The organism is Streptomyces sp. PA03-1a (assembly GCF_033792805.1).
Lineage (GTDB): Bacteria > Actinomycetota > Actinomycetes > Streptomycetales > Streptomycetaceae > Actinacidiphila.
Genome location: NZ_JARAVO010000001.1, coordinates 65,608 through 83,473, shown reverse-complemented (window position 1 = coordinate 83,473; position 17,866 = coordinate 65,608). Strand labels below are relative to the sequence as shown.

Below are 17,866 nucleotides of genomic sequence, written 5' to 3'. Positions count from 1 at the left end.
GCGCGCCATGAACGGCCGATCCACACTCAACCGCCTCCTCCTGGCCATCAGCGGCCTGGTGCTGCTGGGTGGCGGGCTGTTGATCCTCACCGCAGCTCTCGACCTCTACCGTCGGGTTCACGTGGCTGCGCCCGCCGGCTGGCCGCTGACCACGCACAATGACGTCCTGCTCAGCAACGCGGACCGGATCCGCTGGAGCGACCAGGGCTGGTGGTGGTGGCCCGCCGTCATCGCCGGCCTCACGCTGGCGACCGTCCTGGCCCTCCTGTGGCTGATCGCCCAGTTCCGACGCCAACGTCCAGGCTCGGTGCACCTGGGCGGAACGCCTCCGCCCGACGGTGTCGAACTGCGCGGCCGCGCCCTCAGCGACGCCGTGGCCGCCGAAGCAAGCGCTCTGCCCGGCGTCGGGCGGGCGGGCGCCCACTTGAGCGGACGCCCGGCGCACCCCCGGCTCGACGTGGCCGTCACGCTGACGGATCACGCCGTACCCGCCCCGGTCCTGCAGGCGCTGTGTCACGGCCCGGTCGCGCACGCGCGCGAGAGCACCGGGTTGACCGAACTGCCCACCCGGGCGCGCTTCGACGTCGGCAGGCACAAAGCACGCCGCGTCGAATAGGGCGCCCTCATCGGGCGCGGTGGGCACCGGCAAGGCCGCCCGCTCCGTCCCACGCCCCATCAGGGACGCGGGGGGACGCGCAGGGCGAGCAGCGCGGTGTCGTCGCTGGCCCAGTCACCCGTGTGCTCGGCGATGAGGTCGCCGAGGTGGGTGACGATGCCCTGCGCATCCATTTCTCGGCAGGCGGCGAAGGCGGAGGCCAGTGCTTCCTCGCCGAACTGCGGCCGGGCGCCGGAAGACGCGGTGCGACGGGCCCGGGCCTCGGTGGCGCCGTCGGTGTAGAGCAGCAGCGCGTCGCCGGGGGCGAGCCGGAACGGCACGTCGGTCAGCCTGACGTCGGCGAGGATGCCCAGCAGGCTTCCCGACCGTCCGACCTCCTGGATGCGGCCGTTGGCCCGGCGGATCAGGGCCGGGGGGTGTCCCGCGGTGCACAGCCGCCCCGCGATTCCCGCGGGTGTGGTGCGGAAAGTGGCGTAGACGGCGGTCAGGAACCGCTCTCCCTTGCGCTGCTCCATGAGGGCGGAGTTGAGGTGATCGAGCACCGAGGCGGGGGACTTGTGCTGGGTGGCCTCGGCGCGCAGGGTGTAGCGGGCCAGGGCGGTGACCTTGGCGGCTTCGGTGCCCTTCCCGCACACGTCGCCCATCACGGTGCACCACCAAGGCCCCTTGGCCCGGAATAGGTCGTAGAAGTCGCCCACCACGGTGCTGCCACCGGCCGCCGGCAAGTACGATGCGGCCGTCTCCAGGCCGGGAACCTTCTGCAGTACCGGGGGCAACAGGCTGTCCTGGAGGCTGCGGGCCAGCGTGCTTGCGGTCTCCAGGGCGTCCTGGGCAACGGCCAGCGAGGTGCGCAGGTTGATCTCGTTGCTGGCCGCGCGGGCGATCGTGGCCAGTTCCGCCAGTTCCTGGGGCTGCCAGGCGTGCGGATTCTCATCCACCACGCTGATGCTGCCCAGCACCTCTCCGCCCGGGGCGAGGATCGGGTACCCGGCCCAGGCTCCGATCTTCATACGCGTGACCGCGGGATGGCCGTTCGTGCGGGGGTCGGCGGCGGCGTCCGCGACCACGAACGGCTCCCCGTGCCGGCCGACCACAAAGGGGCAGAAACTCTCCCGGAGGGGGATCTGCCGCTCGGCCACCTCCCCGGCGTCCACCCCGACGCAGGACTTCCAGAACGAACGACGCTCGTCGACCAGGGTGATGAATGCCCGCCCGCAGCCGGTCACCGAGGCCGCGAGCTGGGCCAGGTCGTCGAATGCCGCCTCGGGGCCGGTGTCCAGCAACCCGGTCGCCTCCACCGCGGCCAGCCGCCGTCGGTCGGACAGTGCCACGGGCAGGCCGTCGGGCCGCGTCTCGCCTGGGATCGCGAGGCCCTCGTGTAAACGTCTCCGTGCCCCCACGACCGCCTCCGGTACATCAGAAAGTGTTGGATCGATCGCACACCGTCATCGAATGGACTGTCACACGACTACCGTAGCCACCAGCGGTCCGGTGCCGGGGACAAGGAAGACGATTGCCGGCGTGGGGCGGCGGTGCTGCCGTCCATGGCACCACCATGGAGACCCGTATCCTCGCTGCGAACAGGGACGCCTCGGAGCACCGTCAGCGCCGGCCCGCGCACGCAAACCGCGGGTCAACTCGCCTTCTCCTGCTCACTGACGTCGTTCTCCACGGCGCCGGCCAGCCTGCCGAGCATGCTGCCGTGCCGGAGCTGGATCAAACTCGATGGAGGACCCGACGTGCGGCCACCGGTCGTCGCTCTGTTGGGGAATGCGAGGGGCCGACGACCCACTCGCCGTACCGCGAGCCGTCGGCGAGGGCGGCCCACACCTCCTCTGGGGACCCGCCCACCAAACGGTGCTGTACGGCCATGAGCTCCTCCCGTAAAGGCTTGTCACTGCCGATCAGAGGCCGGAATCCACTCCCGCGTGAAGGCGTACGTCCCCTTGCTGCCGGGCTCCCGGCCGCGGCATGCCGGAAGGGATCGACGCTGCTGGACCGCCTGGACCCGCCCGGGTGGGGTCCGGGCCTCGTGGGGTGTTCACACGGCCGGCCGGACGGACACTTCCCACGCTACGCTCCACGGACCCCGCTGCGCACGCCAGGATCCGCAGGTCACATGCCGGTCAGAGGGCGGCCAGGGCGATCGCCGCGTAGTGGGTCGTGAAAGCAGCCAGGGTGAAGGTGTGGAACACCTCGTGGAACCCGAACCAGCGCGGAGAGGGATCGGGTCGCTTCGTCGCGTACACCACTGCGCCTGCGGTGTAGAGAACTCCGCCGGTGACGATCAGGACCACGACCACGCGCCCGCCGACGCGCAGGAAGTCCGGTAGGGGGAAGGCGCCTGACCAGCCGAGCGCAAGGTAGCAAGGGGTGGACAGCCAGCGGGGTGCCCCCACCCACAGCACCCGGAAGGCGACTCCGGCGAGTGCGCCGGCCCACATGAGTCCCAGCAGGACGGCCCGTCTGTGCTGGGGAAGCAGGACCATGGTCAGGGGTGTGTACGTGCCGGCGATGATCACGAAGATGTTGGCGTGGTCCAGCCGGCGCAGGACCGTCTCCCCGCGAGGACGCCAGGTGCCGCGGTGGTAGAGCGCGCTGGTGCCGAACAGCAGCCACGCGGAGGCGGAGTAGATTCCACAGGCGAGCGTCGTCAAAGTCGTGCGTGCAAGGCAGATCAGTGCGATGCCCGCGATCAGTGAGGCGGGAAACATGCCGGCGTGCAACCAGCCACGGAGTCTCGGTTTCAGCGGTTCCATGGCCCCGGCGGCCGCCTCCGCCATCTCGCCAACCTGGTGGGCGGCCCCCGCGGCTCCGTGTCCGGTTGCCTCGGCGAGACCGACCGCTCGCTGACGCGTCCCGTCTGCCCTGTGACCAGGAACTGCGCTGGTGGGCACGGCGTGGGCCGTGAAGTCCGGCTGCCTCAGAGGCCGCTGGACGTCATCTGCGCACATACACCCCATGCTAGGAGCCCGCCCACGTCGGTGCATGAGGTGGCAGGGCGACTCACGGACCGCGGAGGCGCGGATCGGGTGGCCGCAATTCTCCATGGCGTTCCGCTCTCCACATGCGCCTGCTGACGTCACAACCCAGACTGGAGATAGCGGAGCGAGCAGCGCGGCCACTGCCCGCCACCCCACGTGGGCGCTTCGCCCTGACGAGCGAGCCGCCGTTCCCGGCGACGGCGGGCGCCACCCGGAACACCAGCTCGGTAACCCTCTCGAAGGGAAACTCGATGAACGACGTACCCAAAGTCGCTCTTGCCGTCGCGGTGGCCGGAGGTTACATCCTCGGCCGGACCAAGAAGGGGCGGCTGGCCTTCGGCATCGCGACCTACCTGGCCGGACGGCGGGTCGGCCTCGAACCCCAACAGCTGCTGACGGAAGGGGTCAAGAGGCTGCGAGAACTTCCGCAATTCGAAGAACTCAGCGAGCAGCTACGCGGTGAGGCTCTGAAAGCCGGCCGTCAGGCGATGGGCGCGGTTGCCGACCGCAAGCTCTCGGCGCTGGCCGACTCCCTGCAGGCACGCACTGAGCGCATAGGCAAGCGCAAGGAAGAGGAGCCGGAAGAGGAGGAGCCCGAGGACGAATACGAAGAGGAAGAGGAGGAGCCCGAGGAGCCCGAGGAGGAGGAAGAGGAGGGAACATCCGAGGGTGAGGCAGAGACGGAAGAGGAGGAACCGGAGAAGCCCGAGCCCAGGCGTCGCCGGGCAGCTCGCAAGGAAGCGGGCCGGGACGAGGGTGCGCGCAGTCCTGGTGGAACCCGCCGCCCCGCCAAGGCGGCTCCCCACAAGGCGCCGGCCAGGAAGACGACAGGGAAGAAGACGGCGCCCGCGAAGAAGACGACGGCGGCGAAGAAGTCCTCCGCTCCCGCGAAGAAGACGGCAGCTGCGAAGAAGGCCTCCGCTCCGGCCAAGAGGACGGCGGCGAAGAAGACGGCGGCGAAGAAGGCATCCACACGGCGGAGGTAGGCCCATGGCCGGCACGACACGCGAAGGCGAACAGGGCTCGGGGCTCGACCAGTTGCGCGGCGCGTTCACGAGCTTCCTGGGGGCCCAGGTACAGAATCTGGCGGACAAGGCCACGGACAAACTCGGCGACGTCACCAGCGGGCTCCAGGGTGTAGCTGACGGGGGCGGTGTGCTCCCCAAGGCGGGCCTGCGAATGCTCCAAGGGGACTCACCGGTCAAGGCTCTGATCGGTGAGAAGGCGAAGAGCATCAAGGACAACGTCGTCGACAAGGTCAAGGGGGTGTTCGGCGGCGGAGGGGGCAAGGGCCGCAAGTCCGGTACGCCCAAGGTCATGAACATCATTGAGGTGCTGGACGTGGGTGTGCCGTTGCGCTTCGCCTACGACCACTGGACTCAGTACGAGAAGTTCAGCAGCTTCACCAAGGGCGTCCGCAGTGCGTCACGGGGCAAGGAGGCGGACAGCGACTGGAAGGTCAAGGTGGGTCCGTCGACCCGCGGGTGGAAGGCCACGACGCAGGAGCAGGTGCCGGACGAACGCATCGTCTGGACCTCGGAGGGCGCCAAGGGCACCACGCGCGGTTGCGTGAGCTTCCACGAATTGGCACCCAGCCTCACCCGCATCGTGCTCGTGGTCGAGTACTACCCCTCTGGCCTCTTCGAGAAGACCGGAAACATCTGGCGCGCCCAAGGGCGTCGTCTGCGCCTGGACTTCAAGCACTTCCAGCGTTACGTGACCCTCACCGACGAGGAAGCGGACGGCTGGCGCGGCGAGATCCGCGACGGCGAAGTGGTCCGGACGCACGAGGAAGCCATCGAGGAAGAAGAGCAGGCCGCCGAAGAGGAAGGCTCGGAGGAGCCTGACGAGTACGAAGACGAGGACGAGTACCCCGAGGGCGAAGAGGGGGAGGAAGAGGAGGGCGAGTACCCGGAGGACGAAGAGGAAGAGGAGGACGAGTACCCCGAGGGCGAAGAGGAAGAGGAGGGCGACGAAGAGGAGGACGAAGAGGAAGAGGAGGACGAGTACCCCGAGGACGAAGAAGAAGAGGACGAAGAAGAAGAGGACGAAGAAGAAGAGGAGGGCGACGAAGAGGAGGAGGGCGGCGAAGAGGAGGACGAGGAGCAGAGTCCTGATCGCTCCTCCGGGCGGGCACGTGGCGGCCGCAGGCGGCGATGATCAGCCACCCCCAGGAGGACGCGGGCTCAGGAGTCGGTGAGCATCCCCGCACGGAGCTTGGAGAGCAGCCGCGAGAGCAGCCGGGATACGTGCATCTGGGAGAGCCCGAGTTCGACGCCGATCTGGGACTGAGTCAACTCCTGGCCGAACCGCATCTGCAAGAGGACACGTTCGCGCTCACCCAACTGGTCCAGCATGGGCGCGAGCGCCCGCAAGTCCTCGACCTTCTCGATCGCCGGGTCGCAGGCACCTATCGTGTCGGCGTAGGAGCGGCTGCCACCCTCACCCTCCTCGTCAGTGGGCAGATCGAGGGAGCCGGCGCTGTAGCCGTTGGCGGCGACCATACCCTCGATGACCTCCTCCTCGCCGATCTCCAGGTACGCCGCCAGTTCCGCCACACTGGGCGGGGCGTCGAGGACCGCAGTGAGGTGGTCACGAGCCTTGGCGAGTTCCACCCGCAACTCCTGCAGGCGTCGCGGCACGTGCACGGCCCAGGAGGTGTCGCGGAAGAACCGCTTCATCTCTCCGACGATGTAGGGAACGGCGAAGGTCGTGAACTCGACCTCGCGGCTCAGGTCGAACCGGTCGATGGCCTTGATCAGGCCAATGGTGCCGACCTGCAGGATGTCCTCCTGCTCCTCGGGACCGCGGCTTCGGAAACGACGGGCGGCGAAGTGGACCAGAGACACGTTCATCTCGATCAGCGTGTTGCGCGCGTAGCTGTACGCGGCTGTGCCCTCTTCGATGCTCTGCAGCCGGTCGAAGAATAGCTTCGACAACTGGCGGGCATCCTTCGGCGCGATGGTGCCGGCGTCCTCGATCCACGGCAGACCCGCGTCCTGGAGGGCCCGTGTGGGCGCCGATCCCGCAGGGTACTCGATGACGTCCGTGGACTGCTGCGTGGATACCGTCACGTCATCACCCTTGAGTTGTCCGCCGTGTCAGTCACCGTGTGCCCCGAACAGCCGGTCTCATGCAGGCCCGCACCATGATGCGCCGGGAGACGTCAACGGTTCCGGGCGCCGTCGGCCGTAGTGCAGCCTCGTCCACGATCCCGATCCGCAGGCCCTGGGGCGGGCCACATGAGGTGGATCTCTAGCTGAGCAGCCCTCGAATGACCACCTCGGCCAAGGAGTCCGTCTTTTGCCGCCACTCGTCGGTCCGCGGATCCCCCGCTTCGTTCGTGCGGCGCACGAGTTGATTTTGGGCCATGACGACTGCGGGTCCCGTGAGCGCGCTGAACAGTACGTCCATGTTCATGGGCGGCATCCGGCCCGAAGCAATGAGCCGCTGCGCAAGCGGTTCGAGTTTGTCCAGGAATCGGCCGGTGTACTCGCTGTACAGATAGTTCAGACGGTCTGACTCGAAAACGGACTCATCGGAAATTATGCGGTTCGCGTGGGGCATGTTCGCGGCCAGGGAGTGATAGGTCCGAACGACGCACTTGAACTTCTCGACATCGTCCAGGTCACCCTCGAGGATGGTGACGAGCTGCCGCATGGGAGCCCTGAGGGCATGGTCGACCGCCGCGCGCCAGAACTTCTCCTTCGAACCGAAGCGGTCGTTGATGAAGTTGTGGTTGACCCCCAGGCGCTTGGCCAGTTCGCGCACGGACGCACCCGGGTAGCCCAGTTCGGCGAAGGCTTCGAGTCCGCGTTGGAGGATCTCGGAATCGGTGAGGTCGACCTGTGGCGTTCTCACCCGACGGCGGTGGTCCTGCCTGTCGTCCATCGCGCCGTGTTCCGCCACTGACACCTCGCTCGTACTCCTGGTTTCCTCGGCCGAGCGACGGAATCCCTGCCGCCGGTCGGAAGCCACGCCACCTGAGCCGCGGCCCGCAACCGCCCGGTCGGATCGAGGGCTCGGATCGGCTACGAGAGGCGGCGTCCGGTCCAAAGATTACCGTCGTGCGTCGACAGGAGCGCGCAGCGGCCCACCCGCCCGCGCAGCGGCCAGGCGCCGGGAAACCGGTGCGGGCGCCGACAGGAGGAACGGACCCCACTTGCCTGACAGCTGTCAGAACCGGCTAGTCTGACGACTGTCAGGCGCCGGGGTCGACCGCGCCTGCTACCACTGTCAGGAGTTCTGGATGAGTCTTCCCATGCTGCAGATAGACGCCGACGACCCGCGCTGGACGAAACGTGGAGCCATCCATGTGCCCGCTGGCGAAGGCATCACCAAGTGGGTGTCCGACAGCGTCTACTCGGTCAAGGTCCACACCGGCGTCACCGACGGGCACCTGGGCTTCGTCGAGGCGGACGTACCGCCCGGCGCCGGGCCGGTGGCGCACGTCCACAACCGCAACAGCGAGGCCTTCTACCTCCTCGACGGTGAACTCGAGTTCCTCAACGGCGACGAGAAGATCATCGCGCGATCGGGGGACTTCCTGTACGTTCCGCCGGGCACCCGGCATCGCTTCCTGAACAAGAGCACCCGCCACGCCAAGCTCCTCTTCCTGTTCACCCCCGGCGGTCCCGAGGTCCTCTTCATGAGGGGCGACGAGCCGGTACCGGGCGTGCCGGCCCCCGTCTGGGACGCCCAGCGATTCGCCGTGTACGGGGAATCGCTCGGCGATCTCGACATCGACTCGCCCGTGATGCCGGAAAGCTGACCTGGTCGCCCAGAAACGGGCACATCCGCTGGGCGCTATAGACAACCGGTCGTGTACATTGCTGCAATCCACCCGTGCGCCGGGCATTGGCGCACGGGTGGATTGGCCCGCCGGAACGCCACCGTCCCTATAGCCCGGAAATGCCGCCCCCGGCTACTCACGCCGATGGAATGTACGCCACGCGCTGCCAGACGGAGGTGGCCGTACCGGGCCACCTCTGTCTCTGCGGGGCCGCCGGTGACGGGAGCTCGGCCTCCCTGGGGCCGATCCAGGCAGTGCGTCGGCTTGGAATCACCCCGACGGGCCTGACCGCCAGTCGGGGAGGTCCTCGAAGTGCACGTCGTAGCGGTGCTGCTCGGGGAGAAGTGACGCGAATTCCGCCTCGCCACGGCTGATGGCGGCCAACTGCTCGAAGTAGCCGAACCGTTCGATGCCAGGGCTGAGCACGACGACTACGTCGGCCACCTCACCCTCTGCCGCCCCGAACACGTGCGGCAGGCCGGGCGGAATGACGACGAGCCCGCCCTTTCCCACCGTGGTCAGAGTGTCGCCGAGACGGAAGAGCATCGTCCCGTCCAGTACGTAGAAGAGCTCGTGGGAGAGCTTGTGGTGGTGCGGGGGTGCACCGTCGGCGCCGGTTGCGAGGGTGAGCCGACTGGCGCTCACCGCGCCCCCGTCGGCGAGCAGCTCGAATGCGCCGTCGGTAAGTGACGCCCCGGCTGCCTCACCGGGTTGCACCACCAGGGCGGTGGCCATGGACTCCATGATGACTCCTTCGATCAGGTGTAGTGGTGCCGGTGGTTCCTCAGGAGGTCAGTCCCAGGCCCCGCCGCCGTTGACCCCCGCGACCGTGCCCGTGATGAACCCGCTGTCCTCGCCGGCGTAGAAGGCGACGGCCCGGGCCACATCGTCGGGCTTGGCCATCCGGCCGAGCACGGTCTGCGCCGCCTGGCGCTTCCTGTGCAGGTCGCCGAGGACATCGGCGATGCTGGTCTCGTCCACCGGGCTCGCGGCCACCACGTGGACGGTGATCCCGCGAGGCCCCATCTCCTGCGCGACGTAGCGGGCGAACTGGTTCAGGGCCGCCTTCGAGGTTCCGAGTGCCACCATCCGTTCCCGGGGCTGTCGGCTCGTCCCGGTGCTCATGAGACGATCCGGCCGTAGCCGCGCGCCGTCATGCCGGGGACGACGGCCTTGGTCACCAGAAACGCGGCCCGCATCTCCTCCTCCAGTTTCGTGCCCAACTCGTCCCACGACATCTCCTCGAACGTCTTCACGGCGGTCGTGGCGCGACGACCACCGGATCCCCGATGAGCGTCCGCCCCGGCGGCCGCCGCAGCCTCCCACCGACAGGGCGGGTGCGTGGGAAAGGAGAGGTGCGGCATGACTGATCTCAAGCAATTCGACGACATGCGGGTGGTACGGCTCGTGCCCATCGCGGGGGCCTTGCTGGGGGTACTCACGATCTGCGCGGCCGTTCCCCTGCGCGGTCGGGTGAAGAGCGCCTGCCGTCTCCTGCAGCTGGTTGCGGCACCGGCGGCGGCCGTGGCATGCGGCAGGCTGCTCCGGCTGTACCGCCGGCGGGTGGCGAGTTCCCTCGCCGTCTCCGACGCCGTGCAAGATGTGCTGCTGCGACCGCTTCCCTCGCGTGTCGGCGGCCTCGACCTCGCTTCCGTCTACCACGCCTGCGGCGGGCAGGCCCGGGTGGGCGGGGACCTCTACGCGGTCGCCCGGGCCGACGCGGCGACCCGCATCATCATCGGCGACGTCCGGGGGAGAGGGCTGCCCTCGTTCCTCGACGTCATCGCCATCCTCGGAGCCTTCCGTGAGGAGAGCTTCCTGCGGTACCTGGCCGACGCGGACGACGACGCACGCTGCGACGCGGACGAACGCTTCGCGACGGCGCTGATCCTGGAGGTGCCGGACGGTGAGCCCGACGCCCGCATGGTCAACTTCGGCCATCCGCCCCCGGTGCGGGCACGCTCGGGAGAACTGGTCCTGCTGCCCGGCACGCCCTGCCCGCCGCTCGGGCTCAGCCCGCTGTGCGACATCCGCGCCCATGAGAACGCCTTCGAACTCGGCCCCCACGACACGCTGTTGCTGTACACCGACGGCCTCATCGAGGCCCGCGACTGCAGCGGGACCTCCTTCCCGCTCCTGGAACGCGCCACCTCGTGGACCTGGCATGACCGGCACCGTTTCTGTCACGAGCGCCTGCACCACGTCCTGGCGGAGATCGTCGAGGACATCGTCGCCCACTGTGGTGCCCTGCCGGCCGACGATCTCGCGATGATCGCGCTGGCCCGCCACGGAGAGGGGGGTGGGGCGGTCCTTCCCTGCCCGGCGGACCCCGACCCGTCGGAAGGCGTCAGGCCCATGCGCTGGCGCTGATCATGAACGGCACCTCGCCGTAGCCGCCGGTCAAGGGTGCCCGGGAAGATCGGCGAGGACCATTCGGCGCCACGCGGCCGGGGAGATGCCGTAGGCGGAATGAAAGGTCCGGCTGAAGTGCGCGGGACTGACGAAACCCCATCGCTGCGCGATCGTCGCCACGGTCAACCCGGCCAGGTCAGGACGTGCGAGATCCTCACGGCAGGCTTCCAGCCGCTGGTGGTGGATCCATCGGCTGAGCGTCATGTCCTCGCCCTGGAACAACTTGTGCAGATAGCGCACGGAGATGTGGTGCGCGGCCGCGATCACGGCCGGGGAGAGTTCCGGTCGGCCGAGGTGGGCCTTGATGTAGTCGCGCACGAGCAGCCGCATCGTCTCCTCGGCGGTGGGCGTGACGTCGGCGTCGAGCCTGCCGTCGTGTGCCACGAGCGCGGTCAGCACGTCGAGCATCCCCCGCTCCAGGTACTGCTGTGCTCCTGCCAGGCAGGTCTCGGACGCCGCCGCCGCGGCGAGCCTGGTCACGTACGCGGCGAGGATTCCGCCGATGTAGTGGTTTGGGCGATACGGCCGGCCGATGGCGCGGGCCAGGTACGCATCGGGAAGGTCCAGCATCTCGAGTGGGATGGAGGCGATGTTCTGACGGAAGCTGCCGGGAAAGTCCCTGAAGAAGGGTCGCCGGGAGTCGAGCAGGACCAGTTCCCCGGGGGTGAGGAGCGTCTCGCGTCCGTCCTGCGCCACGACGCTGCTGCCTGCTTCCTGCAGGCTCACGATAAGCGCGTTGCCGGCGTCGTTGGCGATGATCCCTCTGGTCCGGGCCATCCGTTGAGGGCTTGCCTCGACGTGGCCCACATGGATGGCACCGACCGAGGCCAGCCAGAGGGATCCGCACAACGTGCCGTCCTCTGGAGGCCGGATCTCAAGCCTGGTGACTGCCTGGTGGACTGCGTCCGTCCAGTACTCCGCCTTCTCGTGGGGTGGAAGGATGTTCGTACGAAATGCCTGGTTCACGATGTCACCGCGTCAGCGAAAGCGAAATCTGATGACGGCCCGGGCCCTCTCTGTGGCGTGCCCGAGGCCGCCGCCAGCTCCAACAGGGGCATGCTAAATCGATTCATCCGGGTATGGGCCGAATTCAGATAAAGACTGCGGTTTGTCCGCAGGGCGCATCCTTGCGATCCCTCCCCGCGACTTCCTTGCCGCGTCAAGCAATATGTAGGGTTGTTGCATCAACCTGCGGGGAGGTCATGGGCGCGATCGGGCGGAAAGCGCCTGCCGCCAGGTTGTGGGGATGGAGCAGCCCGCCGGTACACCGGCGGGCCGCCCGCATGTCCCCTGGCCGCGCCGGAGCGAGTCGCGCCGGGGCTCACCTCCCGTCCCCGCGAAGCGGGCTGCGGCGCGTGCCCTTCCGCTGGGAATGGCTGCGGCCGGTGCTCACGGCTCCGTGGGACGGGTCCTCGTCGTCGTCCACGAGGGGCGCGTCGCGGGCCCGCCCCGGTACGTCGGGGTCGGTCCTGCCCGGGCGCCGCGGTCGGGCTACGGCCGCGCCCTGTGGCGGGCCGCGATGGACTACGGGGAGAGCCCACGGGTTTGACGGCGCGTAGCCAGCACAGGCCATCGTGCGCCGTCGGTGCTTCCGCGTGCCCCGTCCCTCATTCGGGTGGTCGATGGCATCATTGCTGCCCATGACATCCGGGCCCGCCTTCCGCCTCGCGCGTGCCGCGGTGTTCGCGGCCGTGTGCGTGGCGGTGACGGGTCTCGGACACGCCCTGATGTCGCGGGCGGTTCCCGGTTGGGCGGTGGGGTACGGGTTCGCCGCCACCACCGCCGGAGCGTGGTGGCTGGCGGGTCGCCGTGAGCGCGGTGCCCCGGCGGTCATGGCGGCGACCGCGGCGGCCCAGTTCGCCCTGCACGGCTGGTTCAGCCTCGCCCAGGCTTTCGCCGCCGCCCCCGCCGATATGACGGCCGGCCACCGGTCTTCGGCCGCCGTGGCCGCGATGCCCATGAGCACCGCCGCCATGGGCGGCTGGTCCACCGGCATGGTCTCCGCCCACGCCCTGGCCGCGGTCCTGTGCGGGCTGTGGCTGTGGTGCGGTGAGGCCGCGGCCTTCCAACTCGGCCGCTCCCTGGCCGCTTTCGTCTTCGCTCCACTGCGCCGGGCTTCGCGCGTCCGAGCCGTCGTCACGTCACCCGCCCCTGCGACGCCCGCGTCCTTCCACGTCCCCCCACGCCTGGACCACCAGGCGACCCTGTGGCACAGCGTCACACGACGCGGCCCCCCGCGGCCGGCGATCTGCTCCTGACCGTCCGTCACGCCCCGTCGCGGTGACGGGCGCAGTCCGGCGTGCCCACGCACACCGTCCGCCCGGCGCATCCACGCGCGCCCGGTGCCGGAACGGCAGGCCCGCCACGCCGTACCGCCGTGAAGGCGGACCGAATCGTCGGCTTCATGAGCGCCCGCGCCCAGTGCGCCGGGCGCCGATTGGGGATGCACGCATGACTTCGACACAGGAACAAACGCCAAGGGACGACCGCGACGAAGCCGCGGTGGCCGTCGCGGAGGCCGACGGCCCCGCCGTACCGCCGGCCACCTCGGGGACCGGTCCCGTACGACCCGGCCGTTCGTGGAAGGGCGTTCGGGCGCTGCTCGTACGGCTGCACTTCTACGCGGGGGTGTTCGTCGCCCCCTTCCTGCTCGTGGCCGCCCTGACGGGGCTGGCCTACACCGTCACGCCCCAGCTCGACCAGCTCGTCTACGGCGACCAGCTCGGTGTGGCGGAGGTGGGTGACGAACCGCGCCCCCTGGCGGAGCAGATCGCCACCGCCCGGGCGGCCCACCCGGAGGGCACGCTGTCCTCGGTGATCACTCCGTCCGGCCCGGAGGAGACCACGCGGGTGGTGCTGTCGCTGCCTGAACTGGGCGAGAACCAGCGCACGGTGTTCGTGGACCCGTACACGGCCGAGGTCAAGGGTGAGCTGACCACGTGGTACGGCTCGACGCCGCTGACCACCTGGATGGACGACCTGCACCGCAACCTGCACCTCGGTGAGACCGGGCGTCTGTACTCGGAGGTCGCCGCGAGCTGGCTGTGGGTGATCGTGGCAGGGGGCCTCGTCCTGTGGCTGGGGCGTGCCCGCGGGCAGCGTGCCACGTCGGCACGCGGTGTGCTGCTGCCCGACCGCTCCGCCCGGGGCGTACGGCGTACCCGCAGCCGGCACGCGGCCACGGGCGTCTGGATCGCCGTCGGCCTGCTCGCTCTCAGCGCCACCGGTCTGACCTGGTCCCACTACGCCGGTGACCGGTTCGGGCAGCTGCTCGACGCGGCCAAGGGAAACGCCCCCGAACTGGTCACCTCCCTGCCCGGCGGAGCCGGGGCGACGGAGGGCGAGCACGCGGGGCACGCCGGACACGGCACGGACCAGGGCGCGGCGTCGGCGGACCCCGCCGACTTCGACGCGGTCCTCGGGGTGGCCCGCGACGCCGGGCTGGGCGGCCGGGTGGAGCTGACGCCGCCCACGGACGACGCGGCCGCCTGGACGGTGGCCCAGGACGACGACCTGTGGCCGGTCCACTACGACCAGGTCGCCGTCGACGCCGCCAGGGGCCAGGTCACCTCGGAGAGCAGGTGGGCCGACTACCCGGTCCTGGCCAAGCTCAGCAAGCTCGGCGTCCAGGGCCACATGGGCCTGCTGTTCGGCATCGTCAACCAGATCCTGCTGGCGCTGATCGCGCTCGGCCTGATCGCCGTGATCGTGTGGGGCTACCGGATGTGGTGGCAGCGCCGGCCCACGCGTGGCGACCGCACGGCGGCACTCGGCAAGGCCCCCGTACGGGGGACGTGGCGGCAGCTGCCCCTGCCGTTGCTGATCATCGGCGTCCCGGCCGTCGCCGCGCTCGGCTGGGCGCTGCCCCTCCTGGGCATCACGCTGCTCGGATTCCTCGTCGTCGACACGGCGGTCGGGCTCGTACGGCGGAACCGAACCGCCTAGCGTCGAAGGGGAGACAACGCCAACTGCCTCCGGTCCGGCACGCCCACCGTGCCGGACCGGAGGCAGCTGCGTCTTGTGGGGCAGCGCCGCAGACGCGGTCGCCACCGAACGTGACGGGAGCCGGGCGCAGCGTCCCCTCGCCGCGCTCACCCACATGCGACGTCCCTGGCGGGCGGTGACACTGGAGAGAGCGGCGCCTGAAGAAGGTGGGCCATGACGACCGTCGAAGAAGTGGTCGAGATCGCGGTCCCGGTACGTACCGCGTACAACCAGTGGACCCAGTTCAAGAGCTTTCCGCGGTTCATGTCCGCGGTGAGGAGGGTCGAGCAGATCAACCCCTCGGTCACCCACTGGGTCATCGGGATCGGCCCGTTGCACCGGGAGTTCAAGGCGGAGATCGTCGAGCAGCAACCGGACTCGCACCTCGTCTGGCAGAGCCTGCGACGCAGCCCCTACCACCGGGGCACGGTCTCCTTCCGCTCCGTGGCAGCGGACCGCACCGAAGTGACCGTGCGGATGGAGACCACACGCCGCGGCATCGCGGACACCGTCACGAGTGCCCTCGGGGTCGCGCGCCGCGTCGTCCGGGCGGAGCTGCGCAACTTCAAGGAGTACATCGAGGGCATCGGCGAGGAGAGCGGAGCCTGGCGGGCGTCCATCCACAACGGACACGTGCGGCCGCTGGAGCCGGAACCGCCACGGAGCCGGGTCCCGCGGTGGCCGGTCGGATGAGCGATCCGCGGACGAGAGAACGAGGGACGCACGTCATGAAGAAGGCCCCCCGAGAAGAGCCGGACGAAGCGCTCGGCGTGACCCCGCCCAAGGAATGGGCCGCGGGAGTGCCCGCCGTACGGCACGCGCTGGAGTACTCCCTCGAGGAGACCTCGGTCGCGCGCACCGGGGTGACGCTGCTGACCATGAACCAGGTGGACGGCATCGACTGCCCCGGCTGCGCCTGGGCGGATCCCGCTCCCGGCCACCGGCACCGCAACGAGTACTGCGAGAACGGTGCCAAGCACATCAACGACGAGGCCACGACGCGGCGCATCCCCGCCGAGTTCTTCCGGCGGCACTCGGTCTCCGAGCTGGGACGGGGGTCGGACCTGTGGCTGAACCAGCAGGGCCGGCTCACCGAACCGATGGTCAAGCGGCCCGACTCCGACCACTACGAACCGATCAGCTGGCGCGACGCCTTCGAGCTGATCGCCGCGGAGCTGAACTCGCTCGACTCACCCGACGAGGCGGTCTTCTACACCTCGGGCCGGGCCAGCAACGAGGCCGCCTTCGTCCTGCAGCTCTTCGCCAGGGCGTTCGGCACCAACAACCTGCCCGACTGCAGCAACATGTGCCACGAGTCCAGCGGCACCGCCCTGCACGAGACCCTCGGCACCGGCAAGGGAACCGTCAGCCTGGACGACCTCCACCACGCCGACCTGATCTTCCTGGTGGGCCAGAATCCGGGTACGAACCATCCGCGGCAGCTCTCCGCCCTGGAGGAGGCCAAGCGCAACGGCGCCCGCGTCATCGCGGTGAACACGCTCCCGGAAGCCGGGTTGCTGCGGTTCAAGAACCCGCAGAAGCCGCGCGGGATCATCGGACACGGCACCCGGATCGCCGACCGGTTCCTGCACATCCGCAGCGGCGGCGACCTCGCGCTGTTCCAGGGCCTCAACAGGCTGCTGCTGGAGGCCGAGGACGCCCGGCCGGGCACCGTGCTCGACCATGACTTCATCCGCTCCAGCACCAGCGGTTTCGAGGAGTTCGCGCAGCACGCCCACGGCATCGGCTGGGAACAGATCCTGCCCGCGACGGGACTGACCCGCGAGGAGATCGAGGACGTGCGGGACGACGTCCTGCACAGCGAGCGCGTCATCGTCTGCTGGGCCATGGGCGTGACGCAGCACCAGCACGCTGTCCCCACCATCCGGGAGATCGTCAACTTCCTGATGCTGCGCGGCAACCTCGGCAGGGCCGGGGCCGGCGCCTGCCCGGTGCGCGGACACAGCAACGTCCAGGGCGACCGCACGATGGGCATCTGGGAACAGATGCCGGACTCCTTCCTGGACGCGCTGCAGCGGGAGTTCGGCTTCGACCCGCCACGCGCCCACGGTCTGGACTCGGTGAACTCGATCAAGGCCATGCGGGAGGGCCGCATCAAGGTCTTCCTCGGCCTCGCGGGCAACTTCGTCCGGGCCGCGCCCGACAGCGCGGTCACCGAGGAGGCCATGCGGCGATGCCGCCTGACCGCCCACATCTCCACCAAGCTCAACAGGTCGCACGCGGTCTGCGGACGGACGGCACTCATCCTGCCGACCCTGGGCCGCACCGAACGGGACGTGCAGCCCTGCGGCGAGCAGTTCGTCACCGTCGAGAACTCGATGAGCGAGGTGCACACCTCCCGCGGACGTCTCGAACCGGCCTCCAAACTGCTGCTCAGCGAGATTGCCATCCTGTGCCGGCTCGCCCGGCACACCCTCGACGGCAGGACCGGCATCCCGTGGAAGCAGTTCGAGACCGACTACGGCACGATCCGCCACCGCATCGCGCACATCCTGCCGGGGCTGCACGACTTCAACCGGCGAGTCGTCCGGCCGGGCGGCATCAGGCTGCCGAACCCCGTCAACGAGGGCGTCTTCGCCACCGCCACCGGCAAGGCCATGTTCACCAGCAACGCCTGGGCCATGCCGCAGGCCCCGGACAGGCACCTGCTGCTGCAGACCCTGCGCTCCCACGACCAGTGGAACACCATCCCGTACACCAACAACGACCGTTACCGGGGCATCCACGGCAGCCGCCGCGTCGTGCTGGTCAACCCCGCGGACCTGACCGAACTCGGGCTTCGCGAAGGACAGTCGGTGGACCTGGTGAGCGTGTGGAACGATGACGTGGAGCGCCGTGCGGAGGGCTTCGAGGTGGTCCCCTACCCGACCGCGCTGGGCTGCGCCGCCGCGTACTACCCCGAGACCCAGGTCCTGGTGCCGCTGGAGAGCGTGGCCGAGACCAGCAACCAGCCGACCTCGAAGGGCATCGTCGTCCGGCTGGAGCCCTCGGGCACCCACCCGGATGCCTCGCCGCTGTGATGTGGCCGGAGCGCCCGCCGTGCGCGCAGTACGCCGG

At 69.5% G+C, this 17,866-nt stretch carries 17 protein-coding genes; 9 read left to right on the top strand and 8 right to left on the bottom strand.

All coding sequences use genetic code 11. The features are described from left to right. Nucleotides 1-7 precede the first annotated feature (7 nt). Nucleotides 8-616 (top strand): alkaline shock response membrane anchor protein AmaP, encoded by a 609-nt coding sequence (locus PV341_RS00440; RefSeq protein WP_500329174.1) that lies wholly within the window; start codon nucleotides 8-10, stop codon nucleotides 614-616. Nucleotides 617-675: 59 nt separating this feature from the next. Here PV341_RS00440 and PV341_RS00435 read toward each other — a convergent pair whose 3' ends face one another. Both PV341_RS00435 and trhA read right to left on the bottom strand, forming a co-directional pair. Further along, a complete protein-coding gene (locus tag PV341_RS00435; protein ID WP_500329173.1) occupies nucleotides 676-1,947 on the bottom strand; it encodes a PP2C family protein-serine/threonine phosphatase in 1,272 nt (423 codons plus the stop codon). Between the two features lie 795 nt (nucleotides 1,948-2,742). Continuing rightward, nucleotides 2,743-3,375 carry a PAQR family membrane homeostasis protein TrhA gene (gene trhA, locus PV341_RS00430; RefSeq protein WP_500329220.1) on the bottom strand — a complete coding sequence of 211 codons (633 nt, stop codon included), beginning with the start codon at nucleotides 3,373-3,375 and terminating at the stop codon, nucleotides 2,743-2,745. A gap of 476 nt (nucleotides 3,376-3,851) precedes the next feature. Here trhA and PV341_RS00425 point away from each other — a divergent pair, with 476 nt between their 5' ends. Next, nucleotides 3,852-4,586 carry a histone protein gene (locus tag PV341_RS00425; RefSeq protein ID WP_500356297.1) on the top strand — a complete coding sequence of 245 codons (735 nt, stop codon included), beginning with the start codon at nucleotides 3,852-3,854 and terminating at the stop codon, nucleotides 4,584-4,586. Nucleotides 4,587-4,590: 4 nt separating this feature from the next. Beyond that, nucleotides 4,591-5,760 carry an SRPBCC family protein gene (locus tag PV341_RS00420; protein ID WP_500356296.1) on the top strand — a complete coding sequence of 390 codons (1,170 nt, stop codon included), beginning with the start codon at nucleotides 4,591-4,593 and terminating at the stop codon, nucleotides 5,758-5,760. Between the two features lie 26 nt (nucleotides 5,761-5,786). On the opposite strand, the gene PV341_RS00415 is transcribed toward PV341_RS00420, so the two are convergent. Continuing rightward, a complete protein-coding gene (locus PV341_RS00415; RefSeq protein ID WP_500329170.1) occupies nucleotides 5,787-6,674 on the bottom strand; it encodes a SigB/SigF/SigG family RNA polymerase sigma factor in 888 nt (295 codons plus the stop codon). 181 nt (nucleotides 6,675-6,855) lie between these two features. Continuing rightward, nucleotides 6,856-7,578 (bottom strand): TetR/AcrR family transcriptional regulator, encoded by a 723-nt coding sequence (locus PV341_RS00410; protein ID WP_500329169.1) that lies wholly within the window; start codon nucleotides 7,576-7,578, stop codon nucleotides 6,856-6,858. Nucleotides 7,579-7,849: 271 nt separating this feature from the next. Between PV341_RS00410 and PV341_RS00405 the strand changes: the two genes are divergently transcribed. Then, nucleotides 7,850-8,371 (top strand): cupin domain-containing protein, encoded by a 522-nt coding sequence (locus PV341_RS00405; protein WP_500356295.1) that lies wholly within the window; start codon nucleotides 7,850-7,852, stop codon nucleotides 8,369-8,371. A 291-nt stretch (nucleotides 8,372-8,662) separates the two neighbouring features. Here PV341_RS00405 and PV341_RS00400 read toward each other — a convergent pair whose 3' ends face one another. The 3 genes from PV341_RS00400 to PV341_RS00390 are packed head-to-tail and all read right to left on the bottom strand — an operon-like array spanning nucleotide 8,663 to nucleotide 9,648. After that, nucleotides 8,663-9,136, bottom strand: coding sequence for a cupin domain-containing protein (locus PV341_RS00400; protein WP_500329167.1), 474 nt, complete (start codon nucleotides 9,134-9,136; stop codon nucleotides 8,663-8,665). A gap of 48 nt (nucleotides 9,137-9,184) precedes the next feature. After that, nucleotides 9,185-9,478 carry an SDR family oxidoreductase gene (locus PV341_RS00395; protein WP_500356293.1) on the bottom strand — a complete coding sequence of 98 codons (294 nt, stop codon included), beginning with the start codon at nucleotides 9,476-9,478 and terminating at the stop codon, nucleotides 9,185-9,187. Between the two features lie 35 nt (nucleotides 9,479-9,513). Then, on the bottom strand, nucleotides 9,514-9,648 hold the full coding sequence (locus PV341_RS00390) for a hypothetical protein (RefSeq protein WP_500329165.1): 135 nt from the start codon (nucleotides 9,646-9,648) through the stop codon (nucleotides 9,514-9,516). Nucleotides 9,649-9,754: 106 nt separating this feature from the next. Between PV341_RS00390 and PV341_RS00385 the strand changes: the two genes are divergently transcribed. Beyond that, the gene (locus PV341_RS00385; protein WP_500356292.1) at nucleotides 9,755-10,762 is read left to right on the top strand and encodes a PP2C family protein-serine/threonine phosphatase; all 1,008 of its coding nucleotides are present in this window, start codon (nucleotides 9,755-9,757) and stop codon (nucleotides 10,760-10,762) included. Between the two features lie 30 nt (nucleotides 10,763-10,792). Here PV341_RS00385 and PV341_RS00380 read toward each other — a convergent pair whose 3' ends face one another. Continuing rightward, nucleotides 10,793-11,770 (bottom strand): helix-turn-helix domain-containing protein, encoded by a 978-nt coding sequence (locus tag PV341_RS00380; RefSeq protein ID WP_500329163.1) that lies wholly within the window; start codon nucleotides 11,768-11,770, stop codon nucleotides 10,793-10,795. 674 nt (nucleotides 11,771-12,444) lie between these two features. Here PV341_RS00380 and PV341_RS00375 point away from each other — a divergent pair. The 4 genes from PV341_RS00375 (at nucleotide 12,445) to PV341_RS00360 (ending at nucleotide 17,829) form a co-directional block, all read left to right on the top strand. Next, nucleotides 12,445-13,062 carry a hypothetical protein gene (locus tag PV341_RS00375; RefSeq protein ID WP_500329162.1) on the top strand — a complete coding sequence of 206 codons (618 nt, stop codon included), beginning with the start codon at nucleotides 12,445-12,447 and terminating at the stop codon, nucleotides 13,060-13,062. A gap of 193 nt (nucleotides 13,063-13,255) precedes the next feature. Then, nucleotides 13,256-14,749 carry a PepSY-associated TM helix domain-containing protein gene (locus PV341_RS00370; protein WP_500356290.1) on the top strand — a complete coding sequence of 498 codons (1,494 nt, stop codon included), beginning with the start codon at nucleotides 13,256-13,258 and terminating at the stop codon, nucleotides 14,747-14,749. Nucleotides 14,750-14,962: 213 nt separating this feature from the next. Next, the gene (locus PV341_RS00365) at nucleotides 14,963-15,481 is read left to right on the top strand and encodes an SRPBCC family protein (RefSeq protein ID WP_500329160.1); all 519 of its coding nucleotides are present in this window, start codon (nucleotides 14,963-14,965) and stop codon (nucleotides 15,479-15,481) included. 35 nt (nucleotides 15,482-15,516) lie between these two features. Next, on the top strand, nucleotides 15,517-17,829 hold the full coding sequence (locus PV341_RS00360; protein ID WP_500329159.1) for an FdhF/YdeP family oxidoreductase: 2,313 nt from the start codon (nucleotides 15,517-15,519) through the stop codon (nucleotides 17,827-17,829). Nucleotides 17,830-17,866 lie beyond the last annotated feature (37 nt).